This window comes from Candidatus Deferrimicrobiaceae bacterium, assembly GCA_035256765.1.
Classification (GTDB): domain Bacteria; phylum Desulfobacterota; class Deferrimicrobia; order Deferrimicrobiales; family Deferrimicrobiaceae; genus CSP1-8.
The window spans coordinates 1-15,997 of the sequence record DATEXR010000053.1; the positions used below are offsets into that span (position 1 = coordinate 1).

At 62.8% G+C, this 15,997-nt stretch carries 14 protein-coding genes and 1 tRNA gene; 4 read left to right on the top strand and 11 right to left on the bottom strand.

All coding sequences use genetic code 11. The features are described from left to right. Positions 1 to 177: 177 nt before the first annotated feature. The 5 genes from queD to VJ307_01710 form a co-directional block, all read right to left on the bottom strand. A complete protein-coding gene (gene queD / locus VJ307_01690) occupies positions 178 to 564 on the bottom strand; it encodes a 6-carboxytetrahydropterin synthase QueD (protein HJX72841.1) in 387 nt (128 codons plus the stop codon). Then, positions 561 to 1,214, bottom strand: a complete 654-nt coding sequence (locus tag VJ307_01695) for a hypothetical protein (protein ID HJX72842.1) — start codon at positions 1,212 to 1,214, stop codon at positions 561 to 563. Before VJ307_01695 ends, queD begins: the two co-directional genes overlap by 4 nt. After that, on the bottom strand, positions 1,211 to 2,035 hold the full coding sequence (nadC, locus tag VJ307_01700) for a carboxylating nicotinate-nucleotide diphosphorylase (protein ID HJX72843.1): 825 nt from the start codon (positions 2,033 to 2,035) through the stop codon (positions 1,211 to 1,213). The genes VJ307_01695 and nadC overlap by 4 nt, the downstream gene beginning before the upstream one ends. Further along, a complete protein-coding gene (locus VJ307_01705) occupies positions 2,032 to 4,680 on the bottom strand; it encodes a valine--tRNA ligase (GenBank protein ID HJX72844.1) in 2,649 nt (882 codons plus the stop codon). The genes nadC and VJ307_01705 overlap by 4 nt, the downstream gene beginning before the upstream one ends. Before the next feature lie 97 nt (positions 4,681 to 4,777). After that, positions 4,778 to 5,986: a response regulator gene (locus VJ307_01710; GenBank protein ID HJX72845.1), complete on the bottom strand. Its 1,209-nt coding sequence runs from the start codon at positions 5,984 to 5,986 to the stop codon at positions 4,778 to 4,780. 694 nt (positions 5,987 to 6,680) lie between these two features. Here VJ307_01710 and VJ307_01715 point away from each other — a divergent pair. After that, the gene (locus VJ307_01715) at positions 6,681 to 7,067 is read left to right on the top strand and encodes a hypothetical protein (protein ID HJX72846.1); all 387 of its coding nucleotides are present in this window, start codon (positions 6,681 to 6,683) and stop codon (positions 7,065 to 7,067) included. 259 nt (positions 7,068 to 7,326) lie between these two features. After that, positions 7,327 to 7,524 carry a helix-turn-helix domain-containing protein gene (locus tag VJ307_01720; GenBank protein HJX72847.1) on the top strand — a complete coding sequence of 66 codons (198 nt, stop codon included), beginning with the start codon at positions 7,327 to 7,329 and terminating at the stop codon, positions 7,522 to 7,524. A gap of 45 nt (positions 7,525 to 7,569) precedes the next feature. Here the strand turns inward: VJ307_01720 and VJ307_01725 are convergent, their stop codons facing one another. Next, positions 7,570 to 9,807, bottom strand: a complete 2,238-nt coding sequence (locus VJ307_01725; protein HJX72848.1) for a VacB/RNase II family 3'-5' exoribonuclease — start codon at positions 9,805 to 9,807, stop codon at positions 7,570 to 7,572. Positions 9,808 to 9,954: 147 nt separating this feature from the next. Between VJ307_01725 and VJ307_01730 the strand changes: the two genes are divergently transcribed. Next, positions 9,955 to 10,041, top strand: a tRNA-Leu gene (locus VJ307_01730). 319 nt (positions 10,042 to 10,360) lie between these two features. Here the strand turns inward: VJ307_01730 and VJ307_01735 are convergent. The 5 genes from VJ307_01735 to VJ307_01755 form a co-directional block, all read right to left on the bottom strand. Then, positions 10,361 to 10,966 carry a flavin reductase family protein gene (locus VJ307_01735; GenBank protein ID HJX72849.1) on the bottom strand — a complete coding sequence of 202 codons (606 nt, stop codon included), beginning with the start codon at positions 10,964 to 10,966 and terminating at the stop codon, positions 10,361 to 10,363. A 638-nt stretch (positions 10,967 to 11,604) separates the two neighbouring features. After that, a complete protein-coding gene (locus tag VJ307_01740) occupies positions 11,605 to 11,880 on the bottom strand; it encodes a hypothetical protein (GenBank protein ID HJX72850.1) in 276 nt (91 codons plus the stop codon). Positions 11,881 to 12,055: 175 nt separating this feature from the next. After that, the gene (locus VJ307_01745) at positions 12,056 to 12,745 is read right to left on the bottom strand and encodes a HAMP domain-containing sensor histidine kinase (protein ID HJX72851.1); all 690 of its coding nucleotides are present in this window, start codon (positions 12,743 to 12,745) and stop codon (positions 12,056 to 12,058) included. Beyond that, on the bottom strand, positions 12,738 to 13,985 hold the full coding sequence (locus tag VJ307_01750; GenBank protein HJX72852.1) for a GGDEF domain-containing protein: 1,248 nt from the start codon (positions 13,983 to 13,985) through the stop codon (positions 12,738 to 12,740). Before VJ307_01750 ends, VJ307_01745 begins: the two co-directional genes overlap by 8 nt. A 243-nt stretch (positions 13,986 to 14,228) precedes the next feature. Continuing rightward, the gene (locus VJ307_01755; GenBank protein ID HJX72853.1) at positions 14,229 to 15,473 is read right to left on the bottom strand and encodes a diguanylate cyclase; all 1,245 of its coding nucleotides are present in this window, start codon (positions 15,471 to 15,473) and stop codon (positions 14,229 to 14,231) included. A 284-nt stretch (positions 15,474 to 15,757) separates the two neighbouring features. On the opposite strand from VJ307_01755, the gene VJ307_01760 reads away from it, so the two are divergent. After that, positions 15,758 to 15,988, top strand: a complete 231-nt coding sequence (locus VJ307_01760; protein HJX72854.1) for a hypothetical protein — start codon at positions 15,758 to 15,760, stop codon at positions 15,986 to 15,988. The last annotated feature ends 9 nt before the right edge of the window (positions 15,989 to 15,997 follow it).

The window sequence follows — 15,997 nt, forward strand, 5'->3', positions numbered from 1 at the left end:
GCATTCGAGCGCCGCTGCATCCGCTCCCGCTTCGTTGCGCTTCTTCACCATACTCAACGGTATGCCTCAGTCGCGCGCCTTGCTGGCGCGGCGCATCGACGCTCTCGGTGCGTCAAGCTATTTACGAGACGGTACACTAGCGCACCGTCTCGCAAATCCCTTGGCATTCGAGCGCCTCTACCGGCGCGGGCGGGAATACTCGGCCCACGCATCCTCGGACTCCCACACGGCTACGCGGGCCAGCCGGACGGGCGGAGGGACGGCCCCCTCCATCTCCTCGAAGATATGACGGGCGATGTTCTCGGACGACGGGTTCCTCCCGTCGAAGGGAGGAACCTCGTTCAGGTATTTGTGGTCGAGGCGCGAAAGGATTTCCTTCAGGGCGGCCTTCATCGCCCGGAAATCGAGCGCCATCCCCCGGGAATCCAGCACCTCCGATTCCACGGTGACTTCCACCTGCCAATTGTGCCCGTGCAGCCTCTCGCAGTTTCCCTCGTATTCCAGGAGCCTGTGGGCCGCGGAAAACGAGGACCGGACCGTCAGGGCGTATTGTTCCCCGTTCATCGTTCCTCCAGAGGGGAGAGCAGGATACGGGATTTGGATGTCGCCCTGTCGAACCAGTTTCGGATCTCCCTCGCCGCCTTCTCCTCGAGGAGTTCCTTCCTCACCGTCCCTTCGGAAATTTCCGCGGGGCTTGTCCCCAACCGGGAGGCGCGGCGCTGGATCTCCTTTTGCACCTCTTCCTCGTTCACATCGACAAACACCGAGACGCGCTTGCGGAGGAAATCCCGGACAAGCAGCCTTCTCTCCACGTAGTCCCGGACCTGCCCCGGCAAAATCTCCCTCGCGCAGGAAGAGGGGCATCTTTCCAGGATGTCCCATGCACGGGCCGCGGCCTCCCGCAGGGCCGCGTTGTCGACCGCCCCCAACTCCAGTTTTTCCTGCTCCTGCATGACAAGCGTGTCCGCGATCAGCCGGTCCCGGGACGCGGAGAGAGAAAGTTCGACCGGCTCATTCCCCGGGAAAACCCCGCACTTCGCAAGGCACGCCTCCCGGATCACGTCGGACCGGAAGATGACCTCGCCGTTCACCGTCGCCGCCATGGCCTCGAAGATGCGATACCCCTCCGCCCCTTTCTCCTCCGCGCCGCCCGGGGGAAGGGGGATCGCGAAAACGATCCAACCGGCAAGGAGAACCGGAAGGAGCCGCCTCACGTTCCGATCTCGAAGGAAATGTCGAGCGCCGGGGAAGAATGCGTCAGGGCGCCGACCGAAATGGCGTGCACTCCGGCCCGGGCGTATTCCGTCACGTTTCCCAGATGGATCCCCCCGGACGCCTCGAGGAGAACCTTGCTTCCGTAGCGAAGGACCGCCTCGTGGACGGCATCCGGCGTCATGTTGTCGAGAAGGAGGGCGTCGGCGCCGGCCTCGACCGCCTCTTCCGCCTGTTCGAGGGTTTCCACCTCGACCTCCACCCGGGCGAGATGGTGCGCCTTTTTCCGGGCAACCGCAACGGCCACCGGGATCCCCCCCGCCGCGCGGATGGCATTCTCCTTGATGAGGATCCCGTCGGACAGGGAAAACCGGTGGTTCTCCCCGCCGCCGGTCCGGACCGCGTACTTTTCCAGGACGCGAAGCAACGGGGTGGTCTTCCGCGTATCCAGAATGCGGGTGCCGAATGCCGCTACCCGTTCGACGTACGCAGCCGTGGTCGAGGCGACGCCGGAGAGATGCTGGAGGAAATTCAGGGCGACCCGTTCCCCCCGGAGAAGCGAAGCCGCCGTACCCCGCGCCTCCCCGACCTTCTCCCCCCGGGACACCCGGGCCCCTTCCCGGACGAACGTGGCCGCGACCTGCGGATCGATCTGGCGGAACACCTCGGCCGCCACCATGCCGCCGCAGAACACGCCCTTCCCCCCGGCGAGGAACTCCCCGTGCGCCGCGCGGGCAAAGGAGGAGCCGAAGGGGTCGCCGAACGGCGCGTCCTCCCGGAGCGCGGACCGGACGATCTCCTCGTATTCGAGTACGGAAATCACGACAGGTATCGCGTCACCAGTTCGAGGTTCTTTCCGAGGCTCGCCAGCTTCTGCTCGAGGTCTTCCTTGCGGGTCCGGTGCGCGTCGACGATGTCCCCGGGGGCGTTCCCCACGAACTTCTCGTTCCCGAGCTTCGCGCTCACGACGGAGTGCTCCGCGTTGGCCTTCTCGATCTCCTTGCGGAGTCGAAGGGCTTCCTTGCGGAAATCGATGAGGCCCGCCAGGGGGAGGCACACCTCGATGTCGTTCACGACCGCCGTGGCATCCTCGACCGGGATGTATTCGGGCTCCTTGTACACCACCTTTCCCGCCCGCGCCAGCCGAAGGATGATCTCCTCGTGGTCGCGCAGGAACGCGAGATCCTCCGTCTGCCCCTTCAGGCGTACCTCGACCCTCTTCGCAGGAGGCACGTGCAGTTCGCTGCGGATGTTCCGCACGGCGCGGATGACCTCCATGAGGTGCCCCATGTCTTCCTCGACGTCGACATCGGCCCGGTCCGGATCGGCCGACGGGTATGCCTCCGCCAGGATGCTCCCCCGTTCCCCGGGAAGCGACTGCCAGATCTCCTCCGAGAGGAACGGCAGAAACGGGTGGGAAATCCGGAGGATCGTCTCGAACACGAATAGGAGGACGGCGCGCTGGTTTTCCCTCGTCTCCCCGGACGCTTCCGGGGACAGGGAAGGCTTGATCATCTCGAGGTACCAGTCGCAGAACTCGTGCCAGGTGAACTGATAGAACGCGGAGGTCGCCTCGTTGAATCGGTATTCGTCGATCCCTTTCCGGATCTCGTCGATCGCTCGCTGCAGGCGGGAAAGGATCCACCGGTCGACGACGGACAGACCCCCCGGAAGGGTTCTCGCCGTGCTTCCGTCGACGTGCATCCGCACGAACCGCCCTGCCTGGAATAGCTTGTTCATGAAGTTCCGGTATCCTTCCAGGCGTTCGTCGGACATCCGGATGTCCCTTCCCTGCGCGGCGAGGGCAAGGAGCGTGAACCGGAAGGCGTCCGTTCCGTAGCGCTCCATCAGGTCGAGCGGGTCGATGACGTTTCCCCGGGTCTTGCTCATCTTCTCGCCCTTCGCGTCCCGGACAAGCGCATGGATCACCACGTCGCGGAAGGGAGCCTTCCCCGTGAACTCGATCCCCATCATCATCATCCGCGCCACCCAGAAGAAGAGGATGTCGAAGCCCGTGACGAGCGCGGAGGTGGGGTAATACCGGGCGAGGTCCTCGGTCCGGTCCGGCCAGCCCAGCGTGGAGAACGGCCACAGCGCGGAGGAGAACCAGGTGTCCAGCACGTCCTCCTCCTGGCGGAGATTGCCCGTACCGCAGGCGGAGCACCGGTCCGGCGCTTCCGCCTCCACCATCGTCATGCCGCAGGCGAGGCAGTGCCAGGCGGGAATCCTGTGCCCCCACCAGATCTGCCGGGAGATGCACCAGTCCCGGATATTCTCCATCCAGTCGAAATAGGTCCGCTCCCAGGTCGAGGGGATGATCCGGGTCTCTCCGGAGCTCACGGCATGGATCGCGGGTTCCGCGAGCGGTTTCGTCTTCACGAACCACTGGATGGACTCGGTCGGCTCGACCACCGTCTTGCACCGGTAGCAGCGGCCGACATTATGGAGGTACGGCTCCTCCTTGACGATGAGGCCCTCCCTCCGAAGGCTCTCGAGGACCGCCTCCCGGCACTCGAACCGGTCCATCCCCGCGAACGCCCCGGCCTCCGCCGTCATCCTCCCCGAGTCGTCGATCACCCTCACGGTGGGGAGGCCATGACGCCTGCCCACCTCGAAGTCGTTCGGGTCGTGGGCCGGTGTGATTTTCACGGCGCCGGTCCCGAATCCGGGGTCCACCATCTCGTCGGCGATCAGGGGGATGGGGCGGTTCATGAGGGGCAGTCGGAGCGTCGCACCGGCCCTCCCGGCATATCGCTCATCCTTCGGGTTCACGGCGACCGCGGTGTCCCCCAGCATCGTTTCGGGGCGGGTCGTGGCCACCACCACGCTGCGGCGCCCCGAGAGCTCGGGGTACCGGAGGTAATACAGCCCTCCCTGGGTCGCCTCGTGGGCGACCTCGAGGTCGGAGAGCGCCGTGTGGCACCGGGGACACCAGTTGATGATGTAGCGGCCGCGGTAGACGAGTCCTTTCCGGTGGAGACGCACGAACGCCTCCCGCACCGCGCGGGAGAGCCCCTCGTCCATCGTGAACCGCTCCCGTCGCCAGTCGCAGGCCACGCCCAGCCGTTTGAGCTGGTTCAGGATGACCCCGCCGCTTTCCTCCTTCCACTTCCAGACCCGTTCCTCGAATTTCTCCCTCCCCAGCGTCTGCCGGTCGATCCCCTCGCTCGCGAGCAGCCGCTCGACCACATTCTGCGTGGCGATCCCGGCGTGGTCGGTCCCGGGCAGCCAGAGCACGTTCCTGCCCAGCATCCGGTGGTAGCGGATGAGAACGTCCTGCAGGGTGACGTTGAGCGCGTGCCCCATGTGGAGGGAGCCGGTGACGTTCGGGGGCGGGATGACGATGCAGTAAGGATCGCCCGGACGGGCGGGATCGGCGTGGAAGAGGCCGAGCTCCTCCCAGCGGGAATACCACTTCGCCTCGGCGATCGCCGGATCGTACGATTTCTCCTGTTCGCTGGCTGCCATGCGCGCTTGCCTTATCCAACCGACTGTAACGCGGAGCGGCCGCTTTCCCGCGCTACCTTCCCGTGCGAGGGGGGGGTCGCCTGCCTGCGGGGGGATTTCAGGAAGATTCCTTCCCGGCTTTCTCGCGGATCCTTGCGATCTCCTCCCGGATGAGCGCCTCCGTGGTAGCCGGGATCACCTCCCATGCCACGTTTTCCACGGATTCCCGGATCCTCTCGGTGAACTCCTTCGTCAGCTTCTCCGCCATTTCCCACATGATCTTCTCCACGATTTCGGCGGAGACCTGCCCGAAGATCTCCTGCGCCCGTTCGGCGAACAGCTGCCGGAGCTGCTCTTCCGTCGGCCGGGCTCCCGCGGGGGGAGAGGGGGGGGCAGACGGTCTTTCCGCCACGACGGCCGCGCTTTCCGGGAAGACGGCGGAAGGGGAAGGCGCCGACTCTTTCGGAGGAGGCGCCGAATGCGCCTTCTCCTCGTGCGGCTCGATCGTCTCGACGAAATCGACCTCCTCCAGTTCCTCGACCGTCTCGAGCGCAGAGGAGAGATCGAAAACGGCGGGGGGCGAGTCGTCGAACGCAGGCTCTTCGATATGCTCGACGGTCCGGGACCTCTCTTCCGGCACTTCCGGGGAAGGGGCGATCCGGTCCTGCTCTTCCTGCTTCGGGGACGGGGGTTTCGGGGCGGTTTCCTTTCTTTCCGGCTTCCCCTCGATATCCTCGAGCGACACGTCGAAATCCCCCAGCGACAAGGCGCCCCCGGCTCTCACGCCGGAAGAAGGCGCGGCCCCGCCACGGTCGTCCGCTTTGACCGACGGAGAGACGGACGCCGCTCCCGCCTCCTTTTCCGCTTCGCTCAGAATATCGCTGAAATCCCACGGTTCCTCCGCGGACGGGGTGAGCCGCTCCTTCTCCCCAGGCGCCGGAACGGCCTCCTTCGGTCTCCGGATCAGGGCCTCGACCTTGTCGATCAGCTCCTGGTACTCGAACGGCTTGAACAGGACGCCGTTCGCCCCGCAACTCTTGAACCTCCCCTCGTCGAAGGGGGAGAGCGTCCCGGCGAGGATGAGGACGGGACAGGAGACGCCCGCTGCGGGAGAGCGCAGCTCGGACGCGACGTGGAATCCGTCCTTTCCGGGGAGGGAGACATCGGCGACCACGAGGTCGGGGGAGAGCTCCCGCGCCATACGGACGGCGTCGATCCCGTTGTCCACCATGGTGAGGGAAATCCCCGACTGTTGGAATGTCACTTCGAAGACTTTCTGGATGGTGAGGCTGTCTTCAGCGAGCAGCAGCTTGGCGGATGTGGCCATGGCACCTCCAAATTGGCTTTATTCTAGAGAGATCCCCCATGTTTTTCAACTGTCCATTCCATCTCGCACGCGGCAAACCGAAACCGGCGAAGCAGCTCCCGACCCATATCCCGGCCAGCCCTTTTCCCCTTTCCCCGCTCTCCCCCCCCCACCTTTTTGCCGAAGACGAAAAAAAATCGTCCCGGGATTTCCCCCGACCCCCTTTCGCGAAGCCAGGTATACGCTGGTTTGCGAACGCTTGAAATGAAAAGATAAATAACAATAAAGCACAATAACATACATTAAAAATAATTTAAAATAGATTAACATTACCTTAAATATTAACAAAAATAATTTACTATTTCAAAATAATATTGACACATGCATGAAAACAAACAATAAATGTAAGATAAGTAACGCTGGAGGTGCCCGAAACGGACTTCGCATCCACACCAAAAGATACGTTTCGCCGGAATCTTCCGAATCCGGTCCCCTCCCTTTTTCCCCCGGGCCACGGAGAGGAAAACCGCCCCTCCTTGCGGGGAGCGGTCATTTCCGAAGAACATCCCTCAACAACCGTTACGGAAAGAAAGGACGGCCCGTCTCGGACGACATCGGGATCGGGGTTCCTTTCGGAGGAGGAGAACAACCTTTCCGACCCCGCAGAAGAGACCGCCGGAACCGTGGCCCTCTTCCCTGCGCAGAGGAGGTGAGAATGAGATTCTTTGCGAGACGGTTGGCGTCATGGCAGGAGAGAACCCGGAAGACCGTCGTCCCGGGAAGAATCGATGAAAACGGAATGCCCTCCCGGGAGCAGGATCATGAATTCCGCCGGTATGTCTACGAAACACTGGGGTATCGGATTCCCAGGAACGGGAGCGTCGAGGGAGGGGAGCTCTTTCTCCCCCCCGGCGGGGGGAAAGAGCTGCTGGGAGTGAGGTCCTGGGTGAAACGATGGACGGTTTGGCCGGGGGAAAACCGGAAGATATCCGGCCTGGGACTGATCAACGAATACGGGCGGCCCGCATGGGAGGACGCCTCCGGGGAGGCGGGGCATGAATACCGCCGGTACGTTTACGAGACGCTGCGTTTCTGCAAATGAGAGCAAGGGGAGATCGGAGGCTAAGTACTCCGTTTCACAAATACGGTTGCATTCGAGCGCCGCTGCATCCGCTCCCGCGGAGTACGCGCTCCTTGCGCCGTACTGCTGCGAGTACGTCTCAGTCGCGCGCCTTCGCCAAGGCGCGGCGCATCGACGCTCTCGGTGCGACACCGTATTTATGAAGCGGAGTACTAAGGATACCGGGCTTTCCCGGAAGGATCGGGAACCGGCGGCCGTCCAGGCATAAGGGGAAAACCGGATGAAGGTAATCAACGGGATGAAGGTGTACGAGATCGAGGACCTGGTGGAGCTTCTCGGGATGAGCCGAGTCTCCATCCAAAGGTATCTTCGGGAGGGAAGAATCAAGGGGATCAAATTCGGGAGAAAATGGCACGTTACGGAAAATAACCTGAAAGCCTTCTTCTCCGGGGAAACCACGCAAAAGGAAGCGAAGTAGAGGAGGGAAACCCTCTCCTCCACAGGTCGCGCGGCCCCGGCCGCATCAGAGAAACGGAGGCTGGTCGATCGTTCCGACAACCAGGAAATCGATCTCCCCCCGGTCGACATCCGCTTTTCGCAGCCTGACGCGGAGGCCTACCCCCGGAGAGAACCTCCTTCTCCTCACGACTCCCACCCACTCCCCGCGGTCCGCGGAAAAGCGGTACTCGTCGTCCCGAAGGGACGAGATGGGGACGAACCCCTCCACGAGGCACTCCTCCAGTTCGACGTAAAACCCGAAGCCCGTGAGGGAGGTGATGACGCCGGAAAACGTCTCCTCCGCCCGGGAGGATATGTAGAGGGCCTTCGCCCGCCGCTCGACGTCGCGCTCCGCGTCCATCGCGTCCCGCTCCCGGTGGCTCAGGTGCACCCCCATATCCTTCCCCGCGGCGGAGATCGTCCTGACATAGGGGGCGAAATCGCCGTCCCCGAGGGCCGCCTTGAGCACCCGATGAACGATGAGATCCGGGTAGCGGCGGATCGGGGAGGTGAAGTGGGTGTATCGGGTGAGGGCGAGCCCGAAGTGCCCCAACGACTCCGGGCCATACCGGGCCAGCATCAGACTGCGAAGCAGAAGCATGTTGATGAACCGTTCGTACTTCCCCCCGCGTGCTTCGGCCGCCCATGCCCGGAGACGCGAAGAGATGTCCCGGCGTTCCGTGGTCCGTGTTTTTTTCAGGAGTTTCGCGGCGGCCTCTTCGAACTCCTCCAGGCGGTCCTCGGCGGGCGGCTCGTGGATCCGGAAGAGGAACGGGAATCCCCGCGAGGAGAGGAACTCGGCCACCGCGGTGTTGGCAAGAAGCATGAACTCCTCGATCAGGCGGTGGGACTCCCAGCGGGGGGCGGCCCTCACCTCCGACGGGAGCCCGCCTCTGACGACGAGCTTCGCCTCGGGGAGGTCGAAATCGAGCGCTCCCCGGTCGGCGCGGGCCAGGGAGAGTCGCCCGGCGAACACCTCCATTCGACGGAGCATCTCCCCGATTTCCCCCGGCATCCTTCTCCCCTTCCTCCCTTCCTGCCGCTGCGTGAGAAAGGAGTGCACGTCGTCGTAGGTGAGCCGGGCCCTGCTGCGGATCAGGGACGGGGAGAACGAGGCCGTCCCCGGCCTTCCCTGCTCGTTTACGGGGATGTCCACGGTCATCGTCAGCCGGTTGACCCCCGGCTTCAGACTGCACACTCCCTCCGAAAGGGAAGGCGGGAGCATCGGGATGCAGCGGTCGGGAAAGTAAACGCTCGTTCCCCGGGCGTACGCGTCCCGGTCGATCTGCCCCCCCAACGGGACATAATGCGAAACGTCGGCGATGGCGACGAGAAGACGATTGCGCCCCCGTTCGCTCACCAGGCAGATCGCGTCGTCGAAGTCGCGGGCGTCCTCCCCGTCGATCGTGACGAACGGAAGAGCGCGCTGGTCGACGCGGGGAAGATTCCCGTACCTCTCCCCTTTTCCCCTTCCCCTTCCGACGCGGACCGTTGGCGGGATGCGGCCCGCTTCCTCGAGCGCCCCTTCGGAAAACCTCGCGGGAATTCTCCGCGACGATGTGACGGCGAGGGCGATCGTCTCCATGGTGTGGCTCTTGCCGAGGAGGCGGACGACCGTCGCGCGCCCTTCCTTCCCCCCTTCCGGGTACTCCGTGATCTCGGCCAGGACGAGCTCCCCCGGTTCCGGATCCGGACCGCGGGGAACCGCGACCGGAAGGGCAAAGTCCGCCTCCCGATCGCGGAAGCGGACGAACCGGCGGTCTCCGACGATGGCGGTTCGCCCCACGAATTCCCGGATGCCCCGCTCGACGACCCGGACGATCCGCCCATAGGGAGGGGCGCCTCCGCGACGTTTCTCCATACGGACGAGGACGCGGTCCTTGGGCAGGGCGTCGGAAAGGGCGTGTCCGGGAATGCGGATCGCCGGTTCCTGCGGGGAGTCCGGGACCACGATGGGCCTCCCCTCGCGCGTGAAACGGAGCCGTCCTTCCCGCTGCACTCCTTCCCGATCTCTCCCGTCTCCCTTGCCGTGCGCCCGGGACGGCTTCTCCGCCACCGGTTCCCGCCCGGAACGGCGACCGAATTCCCCGCCTTTCTTCCGGCCGCCGGTTTCCCCCAGGCTCTTCAGGGCCGCCCGGAACGCCCTTCGCTCTCCCTTCGCAACGCCCGCGGCCCGATACCAGTCGCGCACGGAATGCATGCGGTCGCGCAATGGGGCGGCGGATCGCCGGAGCCAGGTTTCCCAGAACGCCCTGTCCCTCATGCGGTTTCTTCCCGTCCTTCCTCCGTCGTTCCCCCGACGGGCATCTTCCCCCCGCCCCGGAATGCCCGGGAAGGCGCGGGGAGCCTCACTTTCCCGCTTGCCCGCGGAGCAGCCTCTGCTATAATCGTATTCCTTCTCTTCCGGCGTGCCGAAGTGGCGGAACTGGCAGACGCGCTAGATTCAGGGTCTAGTGCCCTTTGGGGCGTAGGGGTTCAACTCCCCTCTTCGGCACCAATAAAACCAAGGGATTGCGGCCTTTCGGCCCGCAGCCTTTTTTCTTTCCCCTCTTCGGATGTGCCACTTTTGTGCCACCTATTCTTTCCGTTCCACTCGGGGAGACGGGCAAGTGCCCTCTTCGTGTGTTCCTTGTCGAGGCGCGCGCAGCGTTTCATCCTCTTGATGTCTGAATGGCCCAATATCTCCATCACCGTGTAATCGTCGGCCCTTCCCCTCTTGAGCCATGAAGCCTCGGCCCGATGGCCCTTCGGATGCGCTTGCCGTTGAGGAAATAGGAAATGTACCAGGGTTCGCCTCGAAGGAAAGGCCGCATTGCCTACCTTTCTCCCCTGATCGTTTTCCCGATCGAGTGGGCTCGTCCGAGGTTTCCGCCGATTCCGTGATACGTTCCCATTTGTGGTACGTACAGGATCGGTTTCACTTTTTCAATGTCGGGGATACCCTCCATGCCGAGAATGGATTCATCACGGTCCTCGCTGAGCACGGATTCCTCCGCCTTGAAGTCCATAATTTCCCCGATGAACAGGGTATGCTCGCCGATCTCCACCGTCCGGATGAGCCGGCATTCCACGTTGAGGGGAAACTCCATGACGGTTGGGGCATCCACAAACTTGCTACGTACGGGAGTAAGCCCCGTTGCGGCGAACTTGTCGACATTCCTCCCGGAGGTGATGCCGATGTAATCCGTCTCTCTCGCGTGGGCTTCGGAGGGAACGTTGACCGTGAAGGCCTTATGCTTCACGATATTGCCGTAAGTATGGGTATTCTTCCGGAGAGAAACGGCCACACACGGGGGGGTGAAGGAGCAGATCCCGCCATAGGAGATGGTCATCATGTTGGGTTTTCCCTCATTGTCGTACGTCCCCACTACCCACACAGGGATGGGATACACGAGGACCTTCGCACCGAAGGATATTTTCATCCCCCCTCCTTATTGGTTGAGAGTCGGCGTGGTCATCGAGCAATCCCCACAAGGACAGCCGAACGAAATACCATGGACAGATTCAGACAACTTACCGTCGGTCTTTTGCTTGTATAACATCTCTGCATAGAAGTTGGGGATGGTATCTTCGGCTGACGATTGGATGACGATATTGGATGACGATAAATGATAAAGAACAAGAACGTTGCTGATGCCAAGCGACAGACCCTTTTCCCCTTCCCTCACACCCCCTTTCCGGGTTTGCGTTCTCGGGGATTGACGCCCATCGGTCATACCTCCCTATCGGAACGAACAACCCTTGAAAACTTGTAGGATCCATTAGAGGAAACGGAACACTTCGCACTCCGGCTTTTTTGAGGCAGGTAGAGAGCATCCTGCGCAGATTGTCATCCCGTAGTCGCTCCCTTAGCTTGGTAGGGTAGTACCACTACCCACTCGCCGCACCAATCAATAGATTCGACGGTGGGAAACGCGTGATCTCCCCAAGTGGGTCCGCGAACTTCGTATTGGGGAGGAAAACGTCTGCAAACTCCCTTGGGGAGTGTAACAATTTCACCGTACTCGTTTTTTCTCGTAAATTGTGAATATCTGCAATTTTTACAAGTTCTTTCCATCCCTCAGCCCTCCCTTTTTTTCCGTCTCCGCTCAAACCTCGGGAGTAGTTCTGAACGCGGAACAGGAGGCATCACAATCGGGGACTTTGCTTTCCTCCCTCCCTTCTCCACGTATTCCTCGATCCGCGCCCGAAGCCAGTCGGAGAAGTTTGCATCGTCCTCCGCAAGCTTCACGCGGAGCGCACGGTGCATCTCGTCCGGGATTAACGCGTTGATCCGCCTGACCATGATCTCCTCCTTTCTCGTAGTCTGCATATATGCATATATGTATCGCTTCATAGAAAGCGAGTCAAGGTGTTTCTTCCTGGGAACGGAAAATAATCAGGGGGGGGCCCGGGGAACGGGAGCGAGGAGAGCCACCCGTTTGTCGCCACCTGGACACTGCGTCGACTTGACCTGCCCCCCTTGGAATGTCCCCGGTGACCTTGGCCGATGTCCGGTTTCCCGAGGCCGGTCAGACGGCCGGCACGCGGATGGTGGTGAGACAGCCTCCCGAGGAACGATTCTCCACGGATAGCTCGCCGCCCATCCCGGAGACGATATGGCGGGCGACGGGCAATCCCATTCCCGAATGGAAAGAGGACGGCTTCGTGGTGAACCCCGCCTCGAAGATCCGGGGCATGATCGCGGGGGAGATTCCGGTCCCCTCATCGGCGACCGTGACATGCCAGGCCCCCTCGCGGGAAAAGACGTCCACCGCAAGCGTTCCCCCTTTCCCCGCCATCGCCTCCGTCCCGTTGAGGAGAACCGCAAGCAGCGCCAGCGCGAAATCCCTGCCGTCCCCTCGCATCCTGCACTCCGCATCTTTTTCGGGCATGACGAGAGTCACATTCCCCCGGCCCAGATCGTACCGCGAGAACACGGCGAGTTCCGAAAGGACGGAGGGGAGCGAAAACGGCTCGACGGCCGGCTCGTGGGGCCGTACGTAGTAGGAAAACTTCTTGATGATCGATGCGATCTTTTCCCCCGCCGACAGGATCTTTCCCGCGCCGTCGAGTGCATGCTTCTCCCCCCCCCCGGAGGCCTGGATAAGCTCCGCGAACCCGAGGACGACGCTCAAGTGATTGTCCACCTCGTGGGCCACCCCCGCCACCATCCGGCCGAACAGGGCAAGTCGATGCTGTTCGACGGCTTTTCTATCCATCCCTCTCCTTCGGCGACGGTGCTTTCGGGCGGACGTTCTTCGATATGACCACCTGATTCTTCCCCCCGCGTTTGGCGAGGTACAGGGCGTCGTCCGCCGCCTTGATCAAGGCTTCGAGATCGTCTCCGTGTTCGGGAAAGGACGCCACACCGATGCTCACCGTTACGTGCATCTCTTCCCACCCGGCTTTCTCCACGTGCTCCCGGATCCGCTCGGCTACAGCGGCCGCCCCGTCCGCCTCGATCCGGTTCCGGAGGCGCTCCGCGGCGACCACCCCCTGGGACGCAACCGCCTCGGGGAGGATGATCACGAATTCCTCCCCGCCGTACCGGCATGCGATGTCGACCTCGTAGGAAGGCTTTTCGTCGCTTCTCCGAATGTTGGCACGCAGAATCCGCGCGAGAGACCGCAGCAGGTCATCGCCGACGAGGTGGCCGTGCGAGTCGTTGAACTTCTTGAAGTCATCCACGTCCAGGAAAAGCAGGGAGAGCGTCCGTCCGTACCGTTTTGCGCGCTCGACCTCCGAGTTCAACCGGTAGAAGAAGTACCTCCGGTTGTACAGGTCGGTCAGAGCGTCCTTGACCACCATCTCCCTCAGCTTGGCCTCCCGTTCCCAAACCGTCTCCATCATGAACGCCCCGACGAAGGCCACGCAGAGGTTGGTGATCGAAACCCACCCCCATTTGATCACCTCATAGGAGTAGTTTTGCTGGAGGGATGGGTTTTCGAAGGGCATCGCCAGCGGCGGGATGACCCCGTAATGCTCGAAGGAGAGGAGCACCCCATATGCGATCGCTCCCCCCATCGCGACCGCGTAGATGTCCGACTTCTTGTCCATGATCAGCGCGCCCTCGAGCGTGAGGACCAGGTACATCGTCCAGAACCAGGAAACCGCACCGCCGCTGAAGTGCACAACCACCGTGATCAGGACCAGGTCGAAAAGAAGCTGGATCTGGTTCAGGGAACGGATCTGGCTGATCCAGCGGTAGGTGATTTGGAACAGGGCGTTGTAGGTCGCCACGAACAGGACCGCGATGAGAGGAAAGATCACGTGAACGGTGGTCAGGGGCTCGAGATCCGCGCTCTTGTCCCGGAAGAAGAACGAGGCGATCACCCCGTAGGTCGTCAGGGCCCCCAGAAGGATCCAGCGGGCGGTGATCACCAGGCCGACTCTCTTCCTGTGCTCGTGGAAAAGCTCCAGTTCCTCGGTCGTGGGGGCATCCCCGGAGAAAAACGTCATCTTCCTCCACCTCTCCCGGGGGGAAACACCCCGGTGCGGCAATGGCTCGCTCGGCATCTCATTCCCCCTATCGGATCGCAGGAACCGATTTTCCCCCTCTTCCGCTGCGATGGCAATCCCTCGCGGGAAATTCCCTCCCGCCACCCGCCTCCCGCGCGAACCGGCGGGCGGCCCGTCCCGTGGAGAGCCCCTCTCCTTCGGCCCCCGGGCAACCGCGCGCGGGGGGCTCCTCCCGGGACGTGATCACAGTTGTTCCCCCAGGATCCCCCCACGCCCGCGGCGTTTCGACTCGTACATCAGCCGGTCGGCGACGTTCAGGATGGTGCCCCGTTCCGTCGAATCCGGGAGACAGGCCGCGTATCCGATGCTGGCGGTAAAGGAAATCGTCGTCCCCTTCTCGGTGTCGAATCGAACCTGGGCGATCCCCGCCGCGATGCGCCCCGCGATGGCGGACGTCGCCGCGAGGTCCGTCTCGGGAAGGATCACGGCGAACTCGTCCCCCCCGTAGCGGGCAGCCACGTCGCTTTTCCGCAGATGCGCGCACAGAACGCCCGCCGTCATCATGAGGATGCGGTCCCCGACGAGATGGCCGTGCCTGTCGTTGATTTCCTTGAAGCCGTCGAGATCCAGCATGATCACCGAGAGGGTGCGACCGTGCCGCGCCGCCCTCTCCAGCTCGATCTGCAGTCTCGTTTGAAACGCCCCGTGGTTGTGCAGGAGGGTCAGGGAATCCTTGTCCGCGAGCGTTTTCGCGAAGTCGAAGAGTTCGGCGTTCTCCACCGCGATCGCGATGTAGGTGGCCAGCACCCGAATCGTCGCCAGCGAATCCCCGTGGAATGCGTTCGGTTCCGGATGGTTCACGTTCAGGATGCCGATCCCCTTGCCCTTCGACAGGAGGGGGACGGAGATGAAGGAGCGCACCTCCGGCTTTTCCCCGTTGTAGTAGCGGAAGTCCGGGGTGGAGCGCACGTCCGGGAGGTAGATCGCCTCCCCCGACTCGAACACCTTCCACGAAACCCCTTCTCCGCGGCCGATGGTGAACTCGGAAGGAACGGAGGAAGGCATCCCCGCGGAGGCCCGGCACACGAGATTCCCGGATTCCGGATGGTAGAGAAAAACGCAGAAGTCATTCAGCCCCAGCGCATTCATGACCCGTTCGGGGATGATGCGGAAGAGCTCCTCGATGTCCAACGTGCCGGCGATCGCCGTGGAGACCTCGTAAATGGACCGGAGATCCTGGATCTTGGCCTCGAGGTTCGACTGGGTCTCCTCCAGCTCGCGGCGAAGGAGTTCGAACTGCCGCAATTTCCGGTCGCGTTCCCGGATCTCCTCCCCGAGGGCGGCGAGTTCCCGCCCGACCCTGGCGCTCACGACGGCATGGAGGGGGGAAAAGAGCCCCTCTCCGGCGGGAAGGACCCCGCCTGCGCCCGAGGATACCTCCCTCGTCCACCGATCCGCGGGCCGGAAGACCGTTCGGTCAAGAAACAAGTACAGCAACCCTCCGAGGACGAATTCCCCGCCGGCGACGATCCCGGCGAGGGGACCGATCGAACAAAGACCTCCCGGAAGCCAGGCGATGCACAAGAGGGATGCCGCGACAACACCGATCCAGATGGCGAAGAAGGGAACTTTCCACCGAATCCCGTAACCCAGGGCAAGGTCCTTTCCCGGTGAAATCTCCGGCTATAAAAAAACGGTACACGATTTGCGCGTGATGAGAAAGAAAGAAAACGGCTACCATGTCCGGACGAATCCGGCGTCGAGGTGAACCCGTGACGGAAGAATTCGCCCGGGCGGACTGGATCGCCATCGTGATCGAGACGGTCGCCCTGATCCGGAACCCCGAACACCAGAGGCTCGGGGATCGAATCGCTAGGACCCGGGTCGTGCGCAAGGAGTCCGTCGCCGCCCTCGCCTGGGGCACCGGTCAGAACACGGCCCCGATCGTGAAGTGCCACTCCGAAGGGGATTCCCCCTCCCTCCTGTCCAGTTTCCATCCGTAGTCCAGGGCG

Coding starts and splice junctions, on each gene's coding strand:
- queD (HJX72841.1), bottom strand. CDS start 564: ATGAACGGGGAACAATACGCCCTGACGGTCCGGTCCTCGTTTTCCGCG.
- VJ307_01745 (HJX72851.1), bottom strand. CDS start 12,745: ATGGATAGAAAAGCCGTCGAACAGCATCGACTTGCCCTGTTCGGCCGG.
- VJ307_01705 (HJX72844.1), bottom strand. CDS start 4,680: ATGGCAGCCAGCGAACAGGAGAAATCGTACGATCCGGCGATCGCCGAG.
- VJ307_01735 (HJX72849.1), bottom strand. CDS start 10,966: ATGAAAATATCCTTCGGTGCGAAGGTCCTCGTGTATCCCATCCCTGTG.
- VJ307_01715 (HJX72846.1), top strand. CDS start 6,681: ATGAGATTCTTTGCGAGACGGTTGGCGTCATGGCAGGAGAGAACCCGG.
- VJ307_01725 (HJX72848.1), bottom strand. CDS start 9,807: ATGAGGGACAGGGCGTTCTGGGAAACCTGGCTCCGGCGATCCGCCGCC.
- VJ307_01750 (HJX72852.1), bottom strand. CDS start 13,985: ATGACGTTTTTCTCCGGGGATGCCCCCACGACCGAGGAACTGGAGCTT.
- VJ307_01740 (HJX72850.1), bottom strand. CDS start 11,880: ATGAAGCGATACATATATGCATATATGCAGACTACGAGAAAGGAGGAG.
- VJ307_01710 (HJX72845.1), bottom strand. CDS start 5,986: ATGGCCACATCCGCCAAGCTGCTGCTCGCTGAAGACAGCCTCACCATC.
- VJ307_01720 (HJX72847.1), top strand. CDS start 7,327: ATGAAGGTAATCAACGGGATGAAGGTGTACGAGATCGAGGACCTGGTG.